Here is a 19,586-nt window from a genome sequence, read left to right as displayed (position 1 = left end):
CCCCCCGCTACGCCACCGTCGTCGCCGAGGTGCGGGGGGTCTCCTTGGGCGGGGGCGGGGTGTTCTTCCCGTGGTCGTCGCCCCTGGTCTTCGGGAGGATGCGGGCCAGCCAGGCCGAGCGGCCGGCGGCCAGGGGGCCGAGGACCGCGAGGAGCAGGACGTAGCCCGCGATGAAGGGCGAGAGGCGCGAGTCCAGGCCCGCGCCCGCCGCCATCGTGGCGAGGATCAGGGCGAATTCGCCGCGCGCCAGCAGGGTGGTGGAGATGTTCGCCGCGGGGCCCGCCCCGAAGCCGTACACCCGTGCCGCGCCGAGCCCGGCCAGGACGTTCATCAGGAGCGTCACGGCGACCGCCGCGAGGACCGGCCACAGCACCACCGGCAGGTCGCCGGGGTCGATGGAGAGGCCGAACGCGAAGAAGAAGATCGCGCCGAACGCGTCCCGCAGGGGGTGGACCAGCTTGCGGATCCGGTTGCCGGAGGCCGTGCTGCCCAGCATCAGGCCGACCATGAACGCGCCGATCGCGTCCGCGACGCCGAACCACTCCGAGACGCCGGCGACGAAGACGGCCGCGCCGAGGAAGGAGATGACGAGCAGCTCGTCGTCCTTGATGGCGAAGAGGCGGCCGATGACGCGGGTGCCGAAGCGGGCGGCGAGCGCGAGCAGCAACAGGAAGCCGAAGGCCTTGCCGCCGTCCATCACCGCGGCCGAGAGGCTGTCCGCGCCGGACAGGATCGGCTGGAGCGCCGCGAGGTAGAGGGCCAGGAAGATGTCCTCGACGACGATGATGCCGAGGATCGGTTTGGTCTCGGGGTTGCCGAGGCGGCCCGTGTCGACCAGGACCTTCGTGACGATCGCGGAGGACGAGATGCCGAGGACTCCGGCGAGGACCAGCGCTTCGGAGGTGCCCCAGCCGAGGGCGAATCCGAAGCCCAGGCCGGTGCCGACGTTCAGGGCGAGGTAGATGCCTCCGGCGACGGCCATCTTGCGGCCGCCGGTCTTGAGGTCGTCCATGTGGAACTCGAGGCCCAGGTAGAACAGCAGCAGGACCAGGCCGAGCGCCGAGAGCATTTCCAGGTCGTGGGGGTCGGAGACCAGGACCACACCGGGGGTGTGGGGGCCGAGGAGGATCCCGGCCAGGATGAAGAGCGGAATGGTGGGGAGTCCGATGCGGCCGCCGAGGCGCGCGAGGACGGCGGCGGCGAGAAATGCGCCACCCATGGCTATCAAGGTGTCTGCGTGTCCGATGGGCCCGTTCCTCCTGTTTGGTCGGTACGAGTCGACAGGGCGTTGACGCTGGCGCAATGACTTAGTGCAAAGGGCGCGTCAAGAACGCGTCAATACTTAGGTTACCAAACGAATCAGGGCGGGTACGGGTGACGGCCGTGGTGGGGTTCTCCCCACCCCGTGTTCGCCAGCGGACCTCATGGTTCTCACCACCCCTCGCTCCGTACGTTCGATGCATCGACCAGGGACGACTCACGGCGAGGTCCCGCGAGCGACGAGCGGAAGGCGGACACGGCCATGGGGCTGCGACGGAAGAACCGGACCGACGGCGGCGCGACGGCCGCGGCGGTGCCCCCGATGCCGAGCGCCCGGCCCGCGATGCCGAGCCCCCACCTCGGTGATCACCTCGACGGCCGCTCCGGCGGCCGGGCCGTCGAACTGCGCGGCGTCCGCCGTCAGTACGGCCGCGGCTCCGGCGCCGTGCACGCGCTCGCCGGCATCGACCTCGCCCTGCCGTACGGCAGCTTCACCGCCGTCATGGGACCCTCGGGCTCCGGCAAGTCCACGTTCCTGCAGTGCGCGGCCGGGCTGGACCGGCCGACCTCCGGCACCGTCCACCTCGGCGGCACCGAGATCACCAGGATGAGCGAGAACAAGCTCACCGCCCTGCGCCGCACCCGCCTCGGCTTCGTCTTCCAGGCGTTCAACCTGCTGCCCTCGCTGACCGTCGAGCAGAACGTGGTCCTGCCGATGCGCCTCGCGGGCCGCCGCCCCGACCGCCGCAAGGCCGCCGAGATGCTCGCCCGCGTCGGCCTCGGCGACAAGGGCCGCCGCCGCCCCGGCCAGCTCTCCGGCGGCCAGCAGCAGCGCGTCGCCATCGCCCGCGCCCTGGTCACCGAGCCCGATGTGATCTTCGCCGACGAGCCCACCGGCGCCCTGGACACCACCACGGCCACCGAGATCCTCGGACTGCTGCGCTCCGCCGTCGACACCATGGGCGCCACCGTCGTCATGGTCACCCACGACCCGGCCGCCGCCGCCCACGCCGACCGCGTCCTCTTCCTCGCCGACGGCCGCCTCGTCGACCGCCTGGAGCGCGCCTCCGCGGAGCAGATCACGGCCCGCATGGCGGCGCTGACGGCACCGGTCCGCGCGGGGGTGGCCGCGTAATGGCGTACGTCCCCAACGGCCTCGCCCGCGCGGCCGTCCGCTTCAAACCCGCCGCGTTCGTCGGCACGTTCGTCGCGCTGATGATGGCCTCGCTGATCGTGACCGCCTGCGGCATCCTCCTGGAGACGGGCGTACGCGCCTCCGTGCCGCCCACCCGCTACGCCGGCGCGCCCGTCGTGGCCGCCGCCGACCAGTCGGTCCACTTCGTCACCGGCAGCGGCGACAGCCGGTCCGAGAGCACCAGTCCGCTGCCCGACCGGGCGCGCATCGACGACTCCCTGGTCGCCAGGGCCGCCGCGGTGCCCGGCGCCCGCACGGCCGTCGCCGACGTCACCTTCCCCGTGCGCTCCGGCGCCAAGGAGGTCACCGCGCACGGCTGGGGCTCCACCGCCTTCACCGGTGAGAAGCTCGCCACGGGCCGCGCCCCGCACCCCGGCGAGGTCGTCCTGGCCGCGCCCGGCGCCAGCGTCGGCGACCACACCACGCTCACCACGGCGGACGGCCCCCGCGACTTCCGCGTCTCCGGCACCGTGAAGGGCCGACAGGGCGCCCCCACCGCGTGGTTCGCCGACTCCGAGGCCGTCCGCGTCTCCGGCCACCCGGGCAAGGTCGACGCCATCGCCGTCCTGCCGGAGGACGGCGTCACGGCCGCCGCCCTCAAGTCCCGGGTCGCGCACGCCCTGGGAGCCAGGGCCCAGGTCCACACCGGCGACGACCGCAGCGCCGCGGAGGGCTCCTCGCTCGCCTACGCCAAGGAGATGCTCACCGCGCTCGGCGGCTCCTTCGGCGGCATCGCCACCATGACCGCCGTCTTCACCGCGGCCGGCACCGTCGCGCTCTCGGTGGGCCAGCGCGCCCGCGAGTACGCGCTGCTGCGCGCCATCGGCACCACCCCGCGCCAGATCCGCCGCACCATCGCCACCGAGGCCCTGCTCGTCGCGCCGCTCGCCGGAGCGGTCGGCGTGCTGCCCGGGATCGCCCTGGCCTCCTGGTGGTTCGAGCAGCTGAAGGACCGGGGCGCGGTCCCCGAGGCCCTCGGCCTTTCGGTCTCCTTCATCCCGCTGGTCTCCGCCGTCGGCGTCGCCGTCGTCACCGCGCTCGGCGCCGGGTACATGGCGGCCCGCCGCCCCTCCCGCATCAAGCCGGGCCAGGCGCTCAGCGAGGCGTCCGTGGAGCGGGTGCCGTTCGGGTGGATCCGTACGCCGCTGGGGGTCGCCGCCGCGGTCGGCGGCACGGTCTTCGCCGGGGTCGCCGCGAGCAACACCGGTGAGGACGCGGCCAACGCGGCCCTCGGCATCGTCATGCTCTTCATGCTCGCGGTGGCGCTGCTCGGCCCGCTGGTGGCCCGCGCCTGCGCCGCCCTGTTCGGCCTGCCGCTGCGCGGCGCGGGCGCGTCCGCCTCGCTCGCCGCCGCCAACTCCCGTACGAACGCCCGCCGGCTGGCCTCCGCGATCACCCCGATCGTGCTCGCCATGGCCTTCTCCTCCGTCCTCGTCTTCATGCACACCAGCGAGGAGCGGGTCGCCGCCGACCAGCAGCGCGCGGGCATCACCGCCGACCACATCGTCACCTCCGGCACGGGCCTGGCCCCGGGCGCGGTGGCCGAGGCCGCCGGCACCCCGGGGGTCACCTCGGCCGTCGGTCTGCTCAAGACCTCCGTGCTCGTCCCGGTGGGCTCGGGCGGCGACCGCTGGCTGGAGTCGGCGTCCGTCCAGGGCGTCACCGGCTCGGCCGCCGACCTGGCGAAGGTCCAGGACCTCAAGGTCGAGACGGGCGCCCTGAAGCTCGGCAGGGGCGAGATCGCGATCGACAAGGCGCTCGCCGACTCCGCCCACGTCGGGACGGGCGACCGCGTCGCCATCCGGCTGCCCGACGGCACCAAGGCGTCGCCGAAGGTCGTGGCGACGTACGCCAGGGGCCTCGGCCTCTCCCAGGTGACGATGCCCGCGGCCGACGTGAAGCGGCACGTCACCTCGTCCTTCGCCACCGAGATCTGGACGCGGGGCGGCTCCGCGCGGGCGCTCGCCGCGCTCGGCACCCTCCAGGACCGCGACGGCTACGCCACCGCCCAGTCCGTGGACCGCGCGGTCAACGCCTGGGGGAACACGGTCATGGCGGCCGTGCTCGGCGGCTTCGCGGCCGTCGCCGCGGTCAACACCCTGGTGATGACGGTCCTGGACCGCCGTCGCGAGCTCGGCACGCTCCGCCTCATCGGCTCCACGCGCCGCCAGGTGATGCGGATGATCCGCTGGGAGGCCCTCCTGGTCGCCTGCGCGGGCATCGTGATCGGCTCGGCCATCGCCCTGGCCACGCTGGTCCCGATGATGAAGGGCCTGACGGGCGAGTCCCCGTACGTCCCGCCGCTCGTGTACGGCTCGTTCGCGGGCGGGATCCTGGTCCTCGGCCTCGCGGCGACGACGCTCCCGGCGAGGGCGGCGCTGAAGTCCACGTGACGCGGTCCGGGCAGAATCCCCGCATGAACCCCACCCCGATCCTGCCCCTCCCGGAAGTCGAGGCCCTCGCCCGCCGGGCCCACGCCGCCCAGACCGACAAGGCGGGCCGCCCCTACGCCGAACACCTCCAGGCCGTGGCCGACGGGGTCAGGGCGAGGGGCGGCGACGACGACCAGGTCGCCGCGGCCTGGCTGCACGACTCCGTGGAGGACGACGCCCTGTCGGAGCGGTGGCTCACGGACGCACCGCTGACCCCTCGTACGAAGGCCATCGTCCGCGCGCTCACCAAGCGCGCGGACGAGCCGAAGGAGGCGTACGCGCGCAGGATCCTCGCGACCCCCGGTGCCCGCCTGGTGAAGGAGGCGGACCTCGCCCACAACGCGGACCCGGCCCGCCTCGCGGTCCTCGACGAAACGACGAGGGCGCGCCTGACGGCGAAGTACGCCGGCATGCGCGCCCTGTTGGGGATCGAGTAGGTCCCGGTTACGTCGCCTTCGCGGAGGACGTGGCCCGCTCGCGGGCCAGCGCCGCCGCGTCGCGCTTGAAGGCCCACTCCATCCTGGGCTCCATCGCGAAGCGGAACATCCGCTGCACCGGCGGCGTGCACAGCAGGGTCACCACGGTCGCGGCGACGGCCGTCACGAAGATCTCGCCGAGCGGCTTGTGCAGCCACTCGTAGTCCTCGAACCAGCCCCAGAAACGGGAGCCCTTGGCGAGGAAGCCGTGCAGCAGGTAGCCGTAGAGCGTGCCGGCGCCGAGGATCGTGAACCACATCTTGCGGCGCGGCACCCAGGCGAAGAAGCACGCGGTGAGGACGACGGAGCAGCCGAAGAGCGCCAGCGTCATCACGATGCCGACCCACCAGGGCACGCCCAGCTCCTGGGCGCTGTCCCGGCGGTAGAACCACACGGAGGTCATCCGGGGCGCGGCCCAGTACGCGAGGAGCACCGCGCACGCGAAGACCGGCACCGACAGGATCCGCACCTCGCGGCGGCGCACCAGCTGGAAGTACTCGGGCTTCATGAAGAGGCCGAGCACGAAGAACGGCATGAACTGCAGGACGCGCTGGAGGTCGAGGTCGTCGCCGATGTCCGGTGAGATCACGGCGAGCATGGCGATGGCCAGCGCGAGCGGCACGGGCCAGCGCACGATCTTCCACAGCGGCACGGTGAGCCGCCAGACGAACAGCGCGACCAGGAACCAGGTGAGGTACCAGGGGTCGAGCAGGCTGATCGGCTGGGTGGGGTCGTCGTCCGCGTAGCGCTTGAAGAGGGTGTACGCGACCTCGAAGATGACGTACGGCACGGCGACGCCGGTGACCAGGCGCTTGAGGCGGTCCGGCCGCATGTCGAAGCTGCGCGAGAAGTAGCCGGAGATCAGGATGAACGCCGGCATGTGGAACGTATAGACGGTCATGTACAGCGCCTCGGCGGCGCGGCTGTGATCCGTCAGGGGTTCCCACGCGTGGGCCATCGCCACGAGGACGATCGCCAGGTACTTGGCGTTGTCGAAGAACGCGTCCCGCTGCTTGGCGGGCTTCGCGGCGTTCCGGGTGGTGGGCGCGGGGAGTGGGGACTCCGTCCGCCGGCACCTGGACTGGGGGGAGCGGCGCCCGGTGGCGTCCGTGCGGGTGCACCGAGTTGGTCACAGGCCCTCCCACCAAGAACTCGGTGAGACGATCCGGGACCGCACTGCGCCTGCGGGGATGGTGGCAGCGTGGAACATCTGAGGCACCCTAGCGTCGCGGCAGTGTCTTCGTAAAACCCTCGTCACTTCTCTCAACTCAATCTCTGTCCATCACTGAGGCGAATCCCGCTTAACGGGTCCCGAGTACCCGGGATTCGGTTGAGTAGGCAAAGAGATGTGGCGGAACCTTGCCCCTTACGTCACAACTCATCCGGTTTAAATGGGGCATAACACCCTCGGGCGACTCTGGCGCAATGTCCGGTTGGTCCGCAGATTTCGGTGGGGTTACGGCCTCGTGATGTGCCCTCGGCGACAATTCGAATTTCCTGCGAACGTCGTGTGTGGCGATGGCAACGATCAAGCCGAATTGTGGATGACCGCAGGTCGTCGAATTGTCGTGCGGGGGTGCGCTGTTCATGCGCCCCGGGGGGCGCCCCCGCGCGCCGGACCGGGAAGCGTTGGCCGACGATGTGTCACCCGCCGCATACAGTGGGCCCGTTGGTGGCACGATGGTCCCTGGCGGGGGTGTGCGGGGTCGTACCCCCCGGGCCGGGAGAGCGACCGACCTAGGGTGTGATCAGTGTGGCCATTTCGCTGTCAGTGGTACTGCTGTTGGCGATCATCCTTGTGGTGCTGATCCGCGGGGGATCGCTCAAGGCGGGGCCCGCGCTCGTCGCGGTGCTCTTCGGGTTCTTCCTCGCCTCCACCGGCATGGCGCCGTCGATAAATCGCTTCCTCAACGAAGTGGCGGAGACCATCAACTCGATCAGTTTCTGAGGCCCTTCGGGGCCGCTGCCGAAGCGGCGTACGCTGCGGGGAAGGGGAACTGGAGAGCGGGAGCCGTGGGGACGGGGGGCGTGAGGGATGGTTCTGCGCGACTCGGACCCGGACCAGATCGGCGGATATCCGATCGAGGACCGGCTCGGCTCCGGCGGCATGGGCGTCGTCTATCTCGCCCGGTCCGCCTCGGGGCGCCGGCTCGCCCTGAAGGTCGTCCACGGGCAGTACGCCGACGACCCGGAGTTCCGCATCCGCTTCCGCCGCGAGGTGGCCGCCGCCCGCCAGGTCAGCGGCGCCTTCACCGCGCCCGTCGTGGACGCCGACGCGGACGCGCCGAGCCCCTGGATGGCGACGGTCCACATACCCGGCGAGACCCTCGGTGCCCATGTGCGCCGGGAGGGCCCGCTGCCGCTGGACCGGCTGCGCGAGCTGGCCGCCGGACTCACCGAGGCGCTGCGCGACATCCACCGCGTCGGCGTGGTCCACCGCGACCTCAAACCGGCCAACGTGATGCTGGCCGACGACGGCCCCCGCGTCATCGACTTCGGGGTCTCCCGCGCCGCCGAGGCGCTCGGCGCGGACGCCCTGACCCAGACGGGCCGCGTCATGGGCACCCCGCCCTACATGTCCCCGGAGCAGCTCACCACCCCGCGCGACGTCGGCCCCGCCTCCGACGTCTTCTCGCTCGGCGCGGTCCTCGCCTACGCGGCGACGGGCGCCGGCCCCTTCGACAGTGACAGCCCCTACGAGACGGCCACCCGCGTCGTCGAGGGCGCCCCCGAACTCGACCGCGTCCCCGAGGAGTTGCGCCCCTTCGTCGAGCGGTGCCTGGCGAAGGAGCCGGTCGAGCGCCCCACCCCGGACGAGCTCCTCGCCCTCCTCAAGGGCGAGCCGATGCCGCCGAGACGCGAGCCGGAGGCCCCCGCCGCCGGCACCGGGGAGGCCGCCCCGCGCCCCCGCCGCCGCAGACTCCTGATCGCCGCGTCGGTGGGCGGGGTCCTCCTCGCGGTCCTGGGCGCGGGCCTGGCCGTCCGGCTCGCCCAGGACGACACGGTGGCGGCCAGCGTGCTCCCCGAGGGCTGGCGGGAGTGGACGGCGAAGGACACCGAGACCGGCGCCAAGGACGATGCCAGCGGGCGCTTCGCGCGCTGCACCGCCGCCGGGAAGGGACTGATCTGCGCGGGCGACGACGTGAAGGCCGTCCGCTTCTCCCTGGCCACCGGCGAGCGGGAGTGGGGCGAGCCCGTCGACCCGGGACCCGACGACAGCGGCAACATGGAGGGCGACGTCATCGGGGCGGCGGGCGACCGCGTCTTCGTGTACCGCAACGACGAGACGGAGGGGAAGGACCAGCAGTCCGTCGGGGACTACGCGATCCAGGCCGTCGACGCCCGGTCGGGCGACACCCTCTGGACCACCCCGACCCAGCACGGCGCCTTCGCTGAGGCGCCCGACCTCGCCCCGGGGACGAGCAGCGTGGCGGCCACGGAGGACGGCATCCTCACCTTCCTCGGCGAGGGCGGCACCTCGTACGCCCTTCTCGACCCCGAGGACGGCGACCCCCGCTGGAAGCACCCGCTCCCCTTCCCCCAGGGCGACTGCCAGCTGCGGGAGGCCGCGGCGAAGGGCTACCTGGTCTGCGCCACGGAGGAGGCGGGCACGCGCGTCTCCCGCCTCGACCCGGCCACCGGCAAGCCGTCCTGGACCGTCACCGCGCGCGGCACCCTCACCCTCATCGGCCAGGCCGACGGGCGCCTGCTGCTCGCCGACACCTCCGCGTCGAAGATCCGCCACCTCGTCAGCGTCACCACGGGCGGCCGCGACCGTCGCACCGTCCGGCTCTCCCGCCCCCAGTCCGCGGGCACGGCGCCCGTCCTCAGCCGGGGCACGCTCTACTTCACGCTGGCGGGCGGCAGCGTCCGCGCCGTCGACCCGCGCACCGGCCGCCAGACCTGGGAGACCAACTCCACGGTCGAGAACCCCGGGCGCCCCCTCGCCTCCGCGACCCAGGTCTTCGTGGCGTCGCCCAACGGCCGCCTCGCCGCCCTCGACCGCGAGAGCGGGGAGGTGCGGTGGACCCGGGACGGGCGGCCCGGCCGGCAGGCCTGGGCCGCCGACGAGGGCGCCCCGCTCACCCTCGTCGACGACGCCCTCTACGTCCCCTACGGCATCCGGTCCGTGTACACCGTCGACGTCCGTCACCCCTGAACGCCGACGCCCCGGCTCACGCGGCCTGCTGCAGCGCCCGCAGCGACGCCACGAGCCGGTCCACCTCCTCCGAGGTGTTGTAGAGCGACAGCGACGCCCTGGCCGCCGACTCCAGGCCGTAGTGCGCGAGCGCGGGCTGCGCGCAGTGGTGGCCCGCGCGGACCGCGATGCCGTCCCGGTCCAGCCAGTCGGCGACCGTCGCCGGGTCCTGCCCCGCGAGCGTGAAGGTCAGCACCGCGATCCGGTCGGGCGCCGCGCCCAGCAGCGAGAGGCCCGGCACGGTGGCCATGGCCTGCTGCGCGTACGCCATGAGCGCGTTCTCGTACGCGGCCACGGCGCCCTGGTCGAGGCCGGAGAGCCAGTTCAGAGCGGCCAGCAGGCCCACCACGCCGGAGATGTGCCCGGTGCCCGCCTCCAGGAGGTGCGGCGGGGGCGCGAACGTCGTCCGTTCGAAGGAGACCGACTCGATCATGTTGCCGCCGCCCTGCCACGGCTTGAGGGCGGCCATGATCTCCGGCCGCGCGTACAGGGCGCCGATGCCCGTGGGCGCGAACAGCTTGTGCCCGGAGAAGACGTAGAAGTCCGCGCCGAGGTCCTGCACGTCCACCGGCAGATGGGCGACCGCCTGGGCGCCGTCCACCAGCACCCGCGCGTCGTAGCGGTGCGCGAGCGCGGTCATCTCCTTGACCGGCGGGACCGTGCCGAGCACGTTCGAGGCGTGGCTGATCGCGACCAGCCGGGTGCGGTAGGACAGCAGGTCGGCATAGGCGGCCTGGTCGATCTGCCCGTCGGCGTCCAGCGGCACGGGCACCACCCGCGCCCGGGTCTCCTTGGCGATCAGCTGCCAGGGCACGATGTCCGAGTGGTGCTCCAGGACGGGTACGAGGATGTCGTCCCCGGGGCCCAGGTTCGCCCGCCCCCACGTCTGGGCGACCAGGTTGATCGCCTCGGTGGTGCCGCGCGTGAACGCGATCGTCTCCGGCGAGGCGGCCCCCAGGAACGAGGCCACCGCGGCCCGCCCCGCCTCGTACAGCTCCGTCGCCTCGCGGGCCATGGTGTGGGCGCCGCGGTGGATGTTGGAGTTGGCGGCGCTGTAGTACGCGGTGAGGGCCTCGATCACCTGGCGCGGCTTCTGGGTGGTCGCCGCGTTGTCGAGCCAGACCAGCGGGTGGCCGTTGACCGTGCGGTGCAGGATCGGGAAGTCCGCGCGGACCGCCTCGGCGGAGAAGGCGCCGGGGGAGGCGGCCGGCTCCATGACCCGCGGGGTGAGCGTCGACTCCGCGGCACGGGGAGCGGGGGTCGGCGCCGCGGCGGGCGGCGGCTCGGCCGTCGGGACGGCCGGCCGCACCGCCTGGGGCGGCGCCGGCTGCGTCGCCTGGGGCAGGGCCGGCACGGCCTGTGGCGTGACCAGGGAGCCCAGAATGTCAGGAATAGTCATGGTACTTGGCCACCTCGACGTTCTGGAGGACGGCGATGGCGTCCTCCACCAGGACCGCGGTGTTGAAGTACGCCGTCATCAGGTACGACGTGATGCCCTTGTTGTCGACGCCCATGTTCCGCATCGACAGACCCGGCTCGACCTCGTCCGCGACCTCGCCGGGCCGCAGGCCCACGACGCCCTGCTCGGCCTCGCCCATCCGCATCAGCAGGATCTCGGTGGTGCCCGTGTGGACGCCCGAGCCGTTGGTGAACCGCACCTTGTCGGAGGGCAGGAGCGGCACCCCGCGCCAGGTCAGCAGGGGACTGCCGAACCGGTTGTCCGTCACCGGGGGCACACCCCGCCGCGTACATTCCCGCCCGAACGCGGCGATCGCCTTGGGGTGCGCGACGAAGTAACCGGGCTGCTTCCACACCTTCGACAGGAGCTCGTCCAGGTCGTCGGGGGTGGGCGCCCCGGTGCGGGCCTGCACGCGCTGCCCGGGGGAGACGCTGTTGAACAGGCCGAACTCGGGGTGGTTCAGGAGCGAGGCCTCCTGGCGCTCCCGCAGCGCCGCGATGGTCAGGTTCGCCTGGGCGCGGGTCTGGTCGATGGGCCCGTTGTAGAGGTCGGCGACGCGGGTGTGCACGCGCAGCACGGTCTGGGCGAGGGTCATGTGGTACTCGCGGGGCGCGTCCTCGTAGTCGACGAACGTGCCCGGCAGGTCGGGCTCGCCCACGTGCCCCGAGGCCAGGTCCACCGGCACCTCCGCGCCCGGCAGCGAGCCGTCGTCCGCGGCGTAGGCCTCCATCGCCGTGCGCACGCCCTCGTCGCGCTCGGCGGCGGAGGCGAGCGCCGAGCGGTCGGCGACGAGCGCGGTGCCGCGGGTGAGGGCCTGCACGCGGTACGGCATCGGCTCCTCCCTGGTCCACGCGCCCAGGTCGAAGAACTGGCCGTCGCCGACCACGTCGAGCAGCGCGTCCTCGCCGTACCGCCCGGTCACCCGCTTCTCGGCCCGCCCGGTCACGAGCACCCACAGCCGGTCGGCGGCGTCGCCCTCCTGGACGAGCACCTGACCGGGTTCGAAGGTCACCTCGGTGAAGGCGTCGGCGAGGGCGGCGACGGTGGCGTCGTCGGCCTCGCGCAGGTAGGGCATCTCGCGTAAGTCGCCGGGCACCACGCGGGAGGTGCCGTTCTCCTCGTACGTGCTGATGCGGTCGTCGCCGAGCACGTAGGTGCGGCGGCGGTTCACGCGGTAGACGCCGGACTCCAGGTCGACCCAGGGCAGGGCGCGCAGCAGATAGCGCGGGGTGATGCCGCGCATCTGGGGCGTGGTCTTGGTCGCGGTCGCCAGCTGCCGTGCGGCATCGGGTCCGAGAGACAGTCGGTCGGTCATCACAACCTCCTCGAAGCGGGAAAGTGGGACCGATCGTCAGCGGGTTGATCGCCAGACCACAAGGGGCCATTTGTCGTGATTGAAGAGGACAGGCCGGAATGCGGCGGCTGCCCTCCGGGCGCCGTGCCGCTGAGCGGCGACGCTGTCGGAACAGCCCCGGAAGGGTGGCTTCCGAACTGCTCGTATCCGACGCGATACGTCCCTGAGGGGGAGCTAAGCGGTGCTGAAAGAAGCCGTTATGGCGTGGGGCGCAAAGTCCTCTGGCACAACCGGGCCCGTCGGTGCTCCCGGACGGGCGGTGCCCCCGCCCCGTATCCGGCCCGCGAGGCGCCCGGAACGCGAAGAACCCCGGACCGATTCGGTCCGGGGTTCTCCTTGTCAGAGCGGGCGACGGGAATCGAACCCGCGTAGCTAGTTTGGAAGACTAGGGCTCTACCATTGAGCTACGCCCGCATGGTTCACGCCACGGACCGGGGACCGCGGCACGACAGGCATCGTAGCGGGTCGCGGGCCTTCCCCGCACACCCCCTTCTTTCCGCCCCCGTTTAACGGGGAGCCGCACTGCCTGCGGGCATGTACCCTACGTGTCGCACCGACGGGGTGTGGCGCAGCTTGGTAGCGCGTCCGCTTTGGGAGCGGAAGGCCGTGGGTTCAAATCCCGCCACCCCGACCACCTTGTTCCTCTCCGCGCGATCGCATCGAAGATCGCATTGTGGGTCGGCTCCCGCTTGCCGTTACTATGCAAGCTGTGTGCCCGTGTGTCTCTGATCCGGGCAGAAACCAAGCAGTCAGCCCACCAAGGAGACCGAACCGTGAAGAGCGCCGTGGAGACCCTGAACCCGACCCGGGTTCGGCTCACTGTCGAGGTGCCCTTCGAGGAGCTCAAGGACAGCCTCGACGCGGCGTACAAGAAGATCAACCAGCAGGTCACGGTGAAGGGCTTCCGCAAGGGCAAGATCCCGGCCCGCGTCATCGACCAGCGGTTCGGCCGCGGTGCGGTCCTCGAAGAGGCCGTCAACGACGCGCTGCCGAAGTTCTACACCGAGGCGGTCAACGAGGCCGAGCTCAACGTCCTGGGCCAGCCCGAGGTGGACATCACCGAGCTGAAGGACAACGAGACCCTCAACTTCACCGCCGAGGTCGACGTCCGCCCGACCATCGAGATCCCGGACTACTCCGGCATCGAGGTCGAGGTCGACGCCGTCGAGGTCACCGACGAGGACGTCGACAAGGCCGTCGAGGAGCTGCGCGGGCGCTTCGCCTCCACCTCCCCGGTCGAGCGCGCCGCCGAGGACGGCGACGTCGTGACGATCGACCTCGAGGCCAAGGTCGAGGGCGAGGTCCTGGAGGACGGCGTCGCGTCCGGCGTCTCCTACACGATCGGCTCCGGCGAGCTGCTCGAGGGCATCGACGACGCCGTGAAGGGCCTGGAGGCCGGTGGCGAGGCCACCTTCACCTCCGAGCTCAAGGGCGGCTCGGCCGCCGGCAAGGAGGCCGAGGTCACCGTCAAGGTCACCCAGGTCGCCAAGCGTGAACTGCCCGAGCTGGACGACGACTTCGCGCAGCTGGCCTCCGAGTTCGACACGCTGGACGAGCTCAAGGCGGACAGCCGCAAGCGCCTCGAGAGCATGAAGCAGTACGACCAGGCGACGCAGGCCCAGGAGCGCGTCCTGGAGAAGCTGCTCGAGCTGGTCGAGGTCCCCGTCCCCGAGAAGCTCCTCGCGGACGAGATCCAGACCCGCACGCACAACCTCGAGCACCACCAGCTCGGCCAGATGGGCCTCGACCTGGACAAGTACCTGGAGATCCAGGGCAAGTCCCGCGAGGAGTTCGACGCCGAGACCAAGGAGCAGGCGGAGAAGGGCATCAAGACGCAGTTCGTCCTGGACGAGCTCGTCAACAAGGAGAAGCTGAACGTGAACCAGGAGGAGCTCACCGAGCACCTCATGCGTCGCGCGCAGTCCTCCGGCATGTCCCCCGACCAGTTCGCCCAGGCCGTCGTCGAGGGCGGCCAGGTCCCGATGCTGGTCGGCGAGGTCGCCCGCGGCAAGGCCCTGGCGGTCGTCGTCGAGGCGGCGACGGTCAAGGACACGAACGGCGAGATCGTGGACCTCGACGACGACGAGGACGAGACCGCCGAGACGGTCGAGGCCTCCTCCGACGAGGCCGCGGCCGAGGAGAAGACCGAGGCCTGAGCCTCGCTCTGACGCTGTGCGCGCCGGGCCCCGGGACTTCTGTCCCGGGGCCCGGGGTGCTTTTGGGGCGCGGTCACCCCACCCGCCCCCGCCGAGCGCAGCGACCTGCGCTCACAGCGAACAGTCAGCCCTCCGGGATTCCCCGAAGGGGCCCGCGCGTTAGGGTCCATGAATACGAGGGCAGGGGAGCCCCCGAAGCCGCCCCGGAGAGTCGGCGCGCACGAGGGAACCCAGGTCCCAGGAGAAGACGTGAGACGGCCCGGCGCCGTCGTAAGACGAGCAGGTGGATACGTGACGAATCTGATGCCCTCCGCCGCCGGCGAGCCTTCCATCGGTGGTGGCCTCGGCGACCAGGTCTACAACCGGCTGCTCAACGAGCGGATCATCTTCCTCGGCCAGCCGGTCGACGACGACATTGCCAACAAGATCACCGCGCAGCTGTTGCTCCTTGCCGCCGACCCGGACAAGGACATCTTCCTGTACATCAACAGCCCCGGCGGCTCGATCACCGCGGGCATGGCGATCTACGACACCATGCAGTACATCAAGAACGACGTGGTGACGATCGCGATGGGCATGGCTGCCTCCATGGGCCAGTTCCTGCTCAGCGCCGGTACGCCCGGCAAGCGCTTCGCGCTGCCGAACGCCGAGATCCTGATCCACCAGCCCTCCGCCGGTCTCGCCGGTTCCGCGTCGGACATCAAGATCCACGCCGAGCGCCTCCTGCTCACCAAGAAGCGCATGGCGGAGCTGACGGCCTTCCACACCGGCCAGACCGTGGAGCAGGTCACCCACGACTCGGACCGCGACCGCTGGTTCGACCCGCAGGAGGCCAAGGAGTACGGCCTCATCGACGACATCATGTCCAGCGCCGCCGGCATGCCGGGCGGGGGCGGCACGGGCGCCTGAGGCAGCCCCTCAGCGCCCTCAGCCGACCCCTCAGCCCACGCTCCTCAGGAGACCAAGAGAGATGAACAACTTCCCCGGCAGCGGCCTGTACGAGCGCACCCAGGCCGAGTACCGCCAGTCCGCGCAGGCCGAGTTCACCGGTGCGCGCGCCGAGTCGCGCTACGTCATCCCGCGCTTCGTCGAGCGCACCTCGCAGGGCGTGCGTGAGTACGACCCGTACGCGAAGCTCTTCGAGGAGCGCGTGATCTTCCTCGGCGTGCAGATCGACGACGCCTCCGCCAACGACGTCATGGCGCAGCTCCTGTGCCTGGAGTCGATGGACCCGGACCGCGACATCTCGATCTACATCAACAGCCCGGGTGGTTCCTTCACCGCCCTCACGGCCATCTACGACACGATGCAGTTCGTGAAGCCCGACGTGCAGACCGTCTGCATGGGCCAGGCCGCGTCCGCCGCCGCCGTGCTCCTCGCGGCCGGTACGCCGGGCAAGCGCATGGCGCTCCCGAACGCCCGCGTGCTGATCCACCAGCCCTACAGCGAGACCGGCCGCGGCCAGGTCTCCGACCTGGAGATCGCCGCCAACGAGATCCTCCGGATGCGCTCGCAGTTGGAGGAGATGCTGGCCAAGCACTCCACGACGCCGATCGAGAAGATCCGCGACGACATCGAGCGCGACAAGATCCTCACGGCCGAGGACGCGCTCGCGTACGGCCTGGTCGACCAGATCATCTCCACCCGGAAGATGAACAATTCCTCGGTCGTCTGACGCAGAGCTGTAGCATCTGCCGCTCCGTGGCACGGTTCGCGCACGACCCGCGTCGAAGCGAACCGTGCCAAGGGGGGCCCGAACGGGGGGCCCGGCAAGGTACCGTCGGATATGAGGCACCAGGAGCCGCTGAACGTGGCGTCTCCCAGGCGAAGGGGAAGCACCTCGTGGCACGCATCGGTGACGGCGGCGATCTGCTCAAGTGCTCGTTCTGCGGAAAGAGTCAGAAGCAGGTCAAGAAGCTCATCGCAGGCCCCGGTGTGTACATCTGCGATGAGTGCATCGACCTCTGTAACGAGATCATCGAGGAAGAGCTCGCGGAGACGAGCGAGGTCCGCTGGGAGGAACTTCCCAAGCCTCGCGAGATCTACGAATTCCTTGAGGGCTACGTCGTGGGCCAGGAGCCCGCGAAGAAGGCCCTCTCGGTAGCGGTGTACAACCACTACAAGCGGGTCCAGGCCGGAGAGAACGGCGGCGCGCAGGGCCGTGACGACGCGATCGAACTCGCCAAGTCCAACATCCTGTTGCTCGGTCCGACCGGCTCCGGCAAGACGCTCCTCGCGCAGACGCTCGCCCGCATGCTGAACGTCCCGTTCGCGATCGCGGACGCGACGGCGCTGACGGAGGCGGGCTATGTCGGCGAGGACGTCGAGAACATCCTCCTGAAGCTCATCCAGGCCGCCGACTACGACGTCAAGAAGGCCGAGACGGGCATCATCTACATCGACGAGATCGACAAGGTCGCCCGCAAGAGCGAGAACCCGTCGATCACGCGCGACGTATCGGGTGAGGGCGTCCAGCAGGCCCTGCTGAAGATCCTGGAGGGCACCACCGCCTCCGTGCCGCCGCAGGGCGGACGCAAGCACCCGCACCAGGAGTTCATCCAGATCGACACGACGAACGTGCTCTTCATCGTGGGCGGCGCCTTCGCCGGCCTGGAGAAGATCATCGAGTCGCGGGCGGGCGCCAAGGGCATCGGCTTCGGCGCCACCATCCGCTCGAAGCGCGAGATGGAGGAGAAGGACCAGTTCGAGGACATCATGCCGGAGGACCTGGTGAAGTTCGGGATGATCCCCGAGTTCATCGGCCGCCTCCCCGTGATCACCTCGGTCCACAACCTCGACCGTGAGGCACTGCTCCAGATCCTGGTCGAGCCGCGCAACGCGCTCGTGAAGCAGTACCAGCGCCTGTTCGAACTCGACGGCGTGGAGCTGGACTTCGAGCGCGAGGCCCTGGAGGCCATCGCGGACCAGGCGATCCTGCGGCAGACCGGCGCGCGCGGCCTGCGCGCCATCATGGAGGAAGTCCTCCAGTCGGTGATGTACGAGGTGCCGTCCCGCAAGGACGTGGCCCGCGTCGTCATCACGGCGGACGTCGTCCGCTCGAACGTGAACCCGACGCTGGTGCCGCGCGACGTGCGCGGCCCGGGGGCCGGGGAGCAGAAGTCCGCGTAGGCGGTCACTTCTTCCGTACGGAGAAGGGGGCGCCCGGCGAGTGATCGCCGGGCGCCCCCTTCTCCATGTCGCTTGTGGGGCGCGTTACTTGGCCTCGACGCGGACGTCGGAGCGCAGCTTGGCCGCGAGGTCGGCGACGGTCTGCAGCGAGATGTCGGTGCCCTTGAGGGTGGCGCTCGCGTCGGAGTGGCCGACGGAGGCGACCGTGCTGTGGTCGCCCCAGATGCACAGCGGGGTCTGGAAGGTGTTGGGGATGCCTTCCTCGGTCTCGGCCTTGTCGGCGCCGCCCATGCGGAACTCGGCCTTCTGGCACTTCATGACGCCGTTGTCGAAGCCGGCCGGGCTGAACTCCTCGGGGGAGCCGATGAGGGTGATGCTGCCGGGGTTCTCCGTGGACTTCTTCTTCATCTCGGCGAACATGCCGTCGACGACCTTCTCGGGGTCGTCGATCTTGCCGTAGACACCGGAGAAGTTGAGGGTCTTCTGACTCGTGCTCGTCCCGGCGGTGTACTGGCCGTTGACGTCCTTCGCGCCGCTGACGCCCCTGTTCTCCAGGTCCTTGACGTCGCTGGAGGACATGCCGCCGCCCCCGCCGGCCGACTCCGCCTTCGTGTACTCGCCGCCGAGCACCGTCGCGGGCGTCGTCAGCTCGTACGTCTTGCCGTCGTCGGCGACGGAGGAGCCGCCGTCACCCTTGGCGAGGAGGAAGTAGCCGCCGACGGCCGCCGCGGCCACGACGACCACGGCGCCGATGATCAGCCCGGCCTTCTTGCCGCCGCCGCCCTGCGGGGGCTGCGGGTACTGCCCGTAGGGGGCCTGCGGCGGAATCCCCTGCGGCGGCTGCCCGTAGGGACCCGGCTGCTGGGGCTGGCCGTACGGCTGCTGCGGCGGCTGCCCGTAGGGGCCGGGCTGCTGGGGATAGCCGTATCCGGGCGGCTGGGGAGCCTGCGGCTGCTGGCCGTAGGGTCCGGGCTGCTGCGGCGGCTGCCCGCCGTACGGTCCGGGCTGGTGGTAGCTCACTGCGTGGGTTCCCCTCGTTGGTGGTGCGGTGGTGCGGTGGTGCGGTGGTGCGGTGGTGCGGTGGTGCCGTGTCGGCGCCGGGCCCCGGTCAGGCCTTGACGCGGACTTCCTTGCGGACCTTCAGTGCGGTGGCCGAGGCGTCCTCGAGCGAGATCTCACCGGCCATGGCGTCGGCGACCTCGACCGGTACCACGACGGCGACGGTGCTGTTGTCGCCCCAGATGCAGACCGGCATGCGGATCTCCTTGGGGCCCGAGGAGGCTCCCGCGCCCGGGTCCGCGCTGTCGTTCTTGATCACGGACTCCTGGCACTTCAGAACGACGTCGCCGGTGCTGAAGTCCTTCGGGCTGCCGACCAGTTCGCCCGTCGAGGAGCCCCCGCCCCCGCTCTCGGAGTCCTTCTTGACCTTGGCGAACATGCTGTCGACGACCTTGCCCGGGTCGGTGACGTCGCCGTAGACGCCCATGAACTGGATGGCCTTCTGCGCGAGCGGGTTGCTCTCGTCGCCCGCCTTGTACCCGGCGTCGACGTCCTGGGGGTCCTTCACGCCCGCCTTCTCGGCGGCCGCGAGGTCGCTGGAGTTGAAGCCGCCGGTCTGGCCGTCCTCCTTCTGGTACTCGCCGAGGAGGGTGCCGGGCGTGGTCAGCTTGTGGGGGCCGTCGTCCTTGATGCCGCCGTCCGCCACGTTCGACGAGCCGCCGTTCTTGCCGCCCTTGTCGTCGTCGGAGCCTGCGAGGAGGAAGTAGCCGCCGACGGCCGCGGCGGCGACCACGGCGACGATCCCGATGATCAGGCCGGTCTTCTTGCCGCCGCCGGGCGGCGGGGGCGGGACCTGTCCGTAGGGGGCCTGGGGCTGCTGTCCGTAGGGGCCCTGGGGCGGCTGCTGCCCGTAGGGGCCGGGCTGCTG

General features: G+C 71.2%; 14 protein-coding genes, 2 tRNA genes and 1 pseudogene. 10 read left to right on the top strand and 7 right to left on the bottom strand.

Annotated elements, in window-relative coordinates; all coding sequences use genetic code 11:
• Positions 1 to 7: 7 nt before the first annotated feature.
• Positions 8 to 1,219 carry a cation:proton antiporter gene (locus tag AOK22_RS10170; protein ID WP_244164726.1) on the bottom strand — a complete coding sequence of 404 codons (1,212 nt, stop codon included), beginning with the start codon at positions 1,217 to 1,219 and terminating at the stop codon, positions 8 to 10.
• 384 nt (positions 1,220 to 1,603) lie between these two features.
• Here AOK22_RS10170 and AOK22_RS10165 point away from each other — a divergent pair, with 384 nt between their 5' ends.
• From AOK22_RS10165 to AOK22_RS10155, 3 genes are read left to right on the top strand one after another with little or no spacing between them, the layout of a single operon-like run.
• Positions 1,604 to 2,395, top strand: a complete 792-nt coding sequence (locus tag AOK22_RS10165) for an ABC transporter ATP-binding protein (protein WP_055698258.1) — start codon at positions 1,604 to 1,606, stop codon at positions 2,393 to 2,395.
• Complete coding sequence (locus AOK22_RS10160; protein ID WP_055698255.1) at positions 2,395 to 4,848, top strand: FtsX-like permease family protein; 2,454 nt, start codon at positions 2,395 to 2,397, stop codon at positions 4,846 to 4,848. The genes AOK22_RS10165 and AOK22_RS10160 overlap by 1 nt, the downstream gene beginning before the upstream one ends.
• A 23-nt stretch (positions 4,849 to 4,871) precedes the next feature.
• Positions 4,872 to 5,324: an HD domain-containing protein gene (locus tag AOK22_RS10155; RefSeq protein ID WP_055698254.1), complete on the top strand. Its 453-nt coding sequence runs from the start codon at positions 4,872 to 4,874 to the stop codon at positions 5,322 to 5,324.
• A 7-nt stretch (positions 5,325 to 5,331) separates the two neighbouring features.
• Here the strand turns inward: AOK22_RS10155 and AOK22_RS10150 are convergent.
• Positions 5,332 to 6,496: pseudogene (locus AOK22_RS10150) on the bottom strand (acyltransferase family protein).
• A 620-nt stretch (positions 6,497 to 7,116) separates the two neighbouring features.
• Between AOK22_RS10150 and AOK22_RS10145 the strand changes: the two are divergent.
• Positions 7,117 to 7,311, top strand: a complete 195-nt coding sequence (locus AOK22_RS10145; RefSeq protein ID WP_055698257.1) for a hypothetical protein — start codon at positions 7,117 to 7,119, stop codon at positions 7,309 to 7,311.
• A gap of 87 nt (positions 7,312 to 7,398) precedes the next feature.
• Positions 7,399 to 9,522 carry a protein kinase domain-containing protein gene (locus tag AOK22_RS10140; RefSeq protein ID WP_055698253.1) on the top strand — a complete coding sequence of 708 codons (2,124 nt, stop codon included), beginning with the start codon at positions 7,399 to 7,401 and terminating at the stop codon, positions 9,520 to 9,522.
• A gap of 16 nt (positions 9,523 to 9,538) precedes the next feature.
• Here AOK22_RS10140 and AOK22_RS10135 read toward each other — a convergent pair whose 3' ends face one another.
• The 3 genes from AOK22_RS10135 to AOK22_RS10125 all read right to left on the bottom strand — a co-directional run bounded on the left by AOK22_RS10135 (position 9,539) and on the right by AOK22_RS10125 (position 12,788).
• A complete protein-coding gene (locus AOK22_RS10135; RefSeq protein WP_055698252.1) occupies positions 9,539 to 10,960 on the bottom strand; it encodes a cysteine desulfurase in 1,422 nt (473 codons plus the stop codon).
• Positions 10,947 to 12,335 (bottom strand): family 2B encapsulin nanocompartment shell protein, encoded by a 1,389-nt coding sequence (locus tag AOK22_RS10130; protein WP_055698251.1) that lies wholly within the window; start codon positions 12,333 to 12,335, stop codon positions 10,947 to 10,949. Before AOK22_RS10130 ends, AOK22_RS10135 begins: the two co-directional genes overlap by 14 nt.
• A gap of 382 nt (positions 12,336 to 12,717) precedes the next feature.
• Positions 12,718 to 12,788: transfer RNA gene (locus tag AOK22_RS10125), tRNA-Gly, on the bottom strand.
• Positions 12,789 to 12,931: 143 nt separating this feature from the next.
• On the opposite strand from AOK22_RS10125, the gene AOK22_RS10120 reads away from it, so the two are divergent.
• From AOK22_RS10120 to clpX, 5 genes are all read left to right on the top strand, one after another.
• Positions 12,932 to 13,008: transfer RNA gene (locus AOK22_RS10120), tRNA-Pro, on the top strand.
• 139 nt (positions 13,009 to 13,147) lie between these two features.
• Complete coding sequence (tig, locus tag AOK22_RS10115) at positions 13,148 to 14,530, top strand: trigger factor (RefSeq protein ID WP_055698250.1); 1,383 nt, start codon at positions 13,148 to 13,150, stop codon at positions 14,528 to 14,530.
• Between the two features lie 303 nt (positions 14,531 to 14,833).
• Positions 14,834 to 15,439, top strand: a complete 606-nt coding sequence (locus tag AOK22_RS10110) for an ATP-dependent Clp protease proteolytic subunit (protein WP_055698256.1) — start codon at positions 14,834 to 14,836, stop codon at positions 15,437 to 15,439.
• A 61-nt stretch (positions 15,440 to 15,500) separates the two neighbouring features.
• Positions 15,501 to 16,205: an ATP-dependent Clp protease proteolytic subunit gene (locus AOK22_RS10105; RefSeq protein ID WP_055698249.1), complete on the top strand. Its 705-nt coding sequence runs from the start codon at positions 15,501 to 15,503 to the stop codon at positions 16,203 to 16,205.
• Positions 16,206 to 16,372: 167 nt separating this feature from the next.
• Positions 16,373 to 17,659, top strand: a complete 1,287-nt coding sequence (gene clpX / locus AOK22_RS10100) for an ATP-dependent Clp protease ATP-binding subunit ClpX (RefSeq protein WP_055698248.1) — start codon at positions 16,373 to 16,375, stop codon at positions 17,657 to 17,659.
• A gap of 84 nt (positions 17,660 to 17,743) precedes the next feature.
• On the opposite strand, the gene AOK22_RS10095 is transcribed toward clpX, so the two are convergent.
• Together AOK22_RS10095 and AOK22_RS10090 are read right to left on the bottom strand one after the other, a co-directional pair.
• Entirely contained in the window at positions 17,744 to 18,679 is a 936-nt protein-coding gene (locus AOK22_RS10095) for a hypothetical protein (RefSeq protein WP_055698247.1), read from the bottom strand.
• A gap of 88 nt (positions 18,680 to 18,767) precedes the next feature.
• The coding region (locus tag AOK22_RS10090) for a hypothetical protein (protein WP_055698246.1) at positions 18,768 to 19,586 on the bottom strand (819 nt) is incomplete at its 5' end.

The sequence above is a fragment of the Streptomyces silaceus genome, assembly GCF_001419745.1.
GTDB classification, from domain to species: Bacteria; Actinomycetota; Actinomycetes; order Streptomycetales; family Streptomycetaceae; genus Streptomyces; species Streptomyces silaceus.
This window is presented reverse-complemented; position numbering and strand designations above follow the sequence as displayed.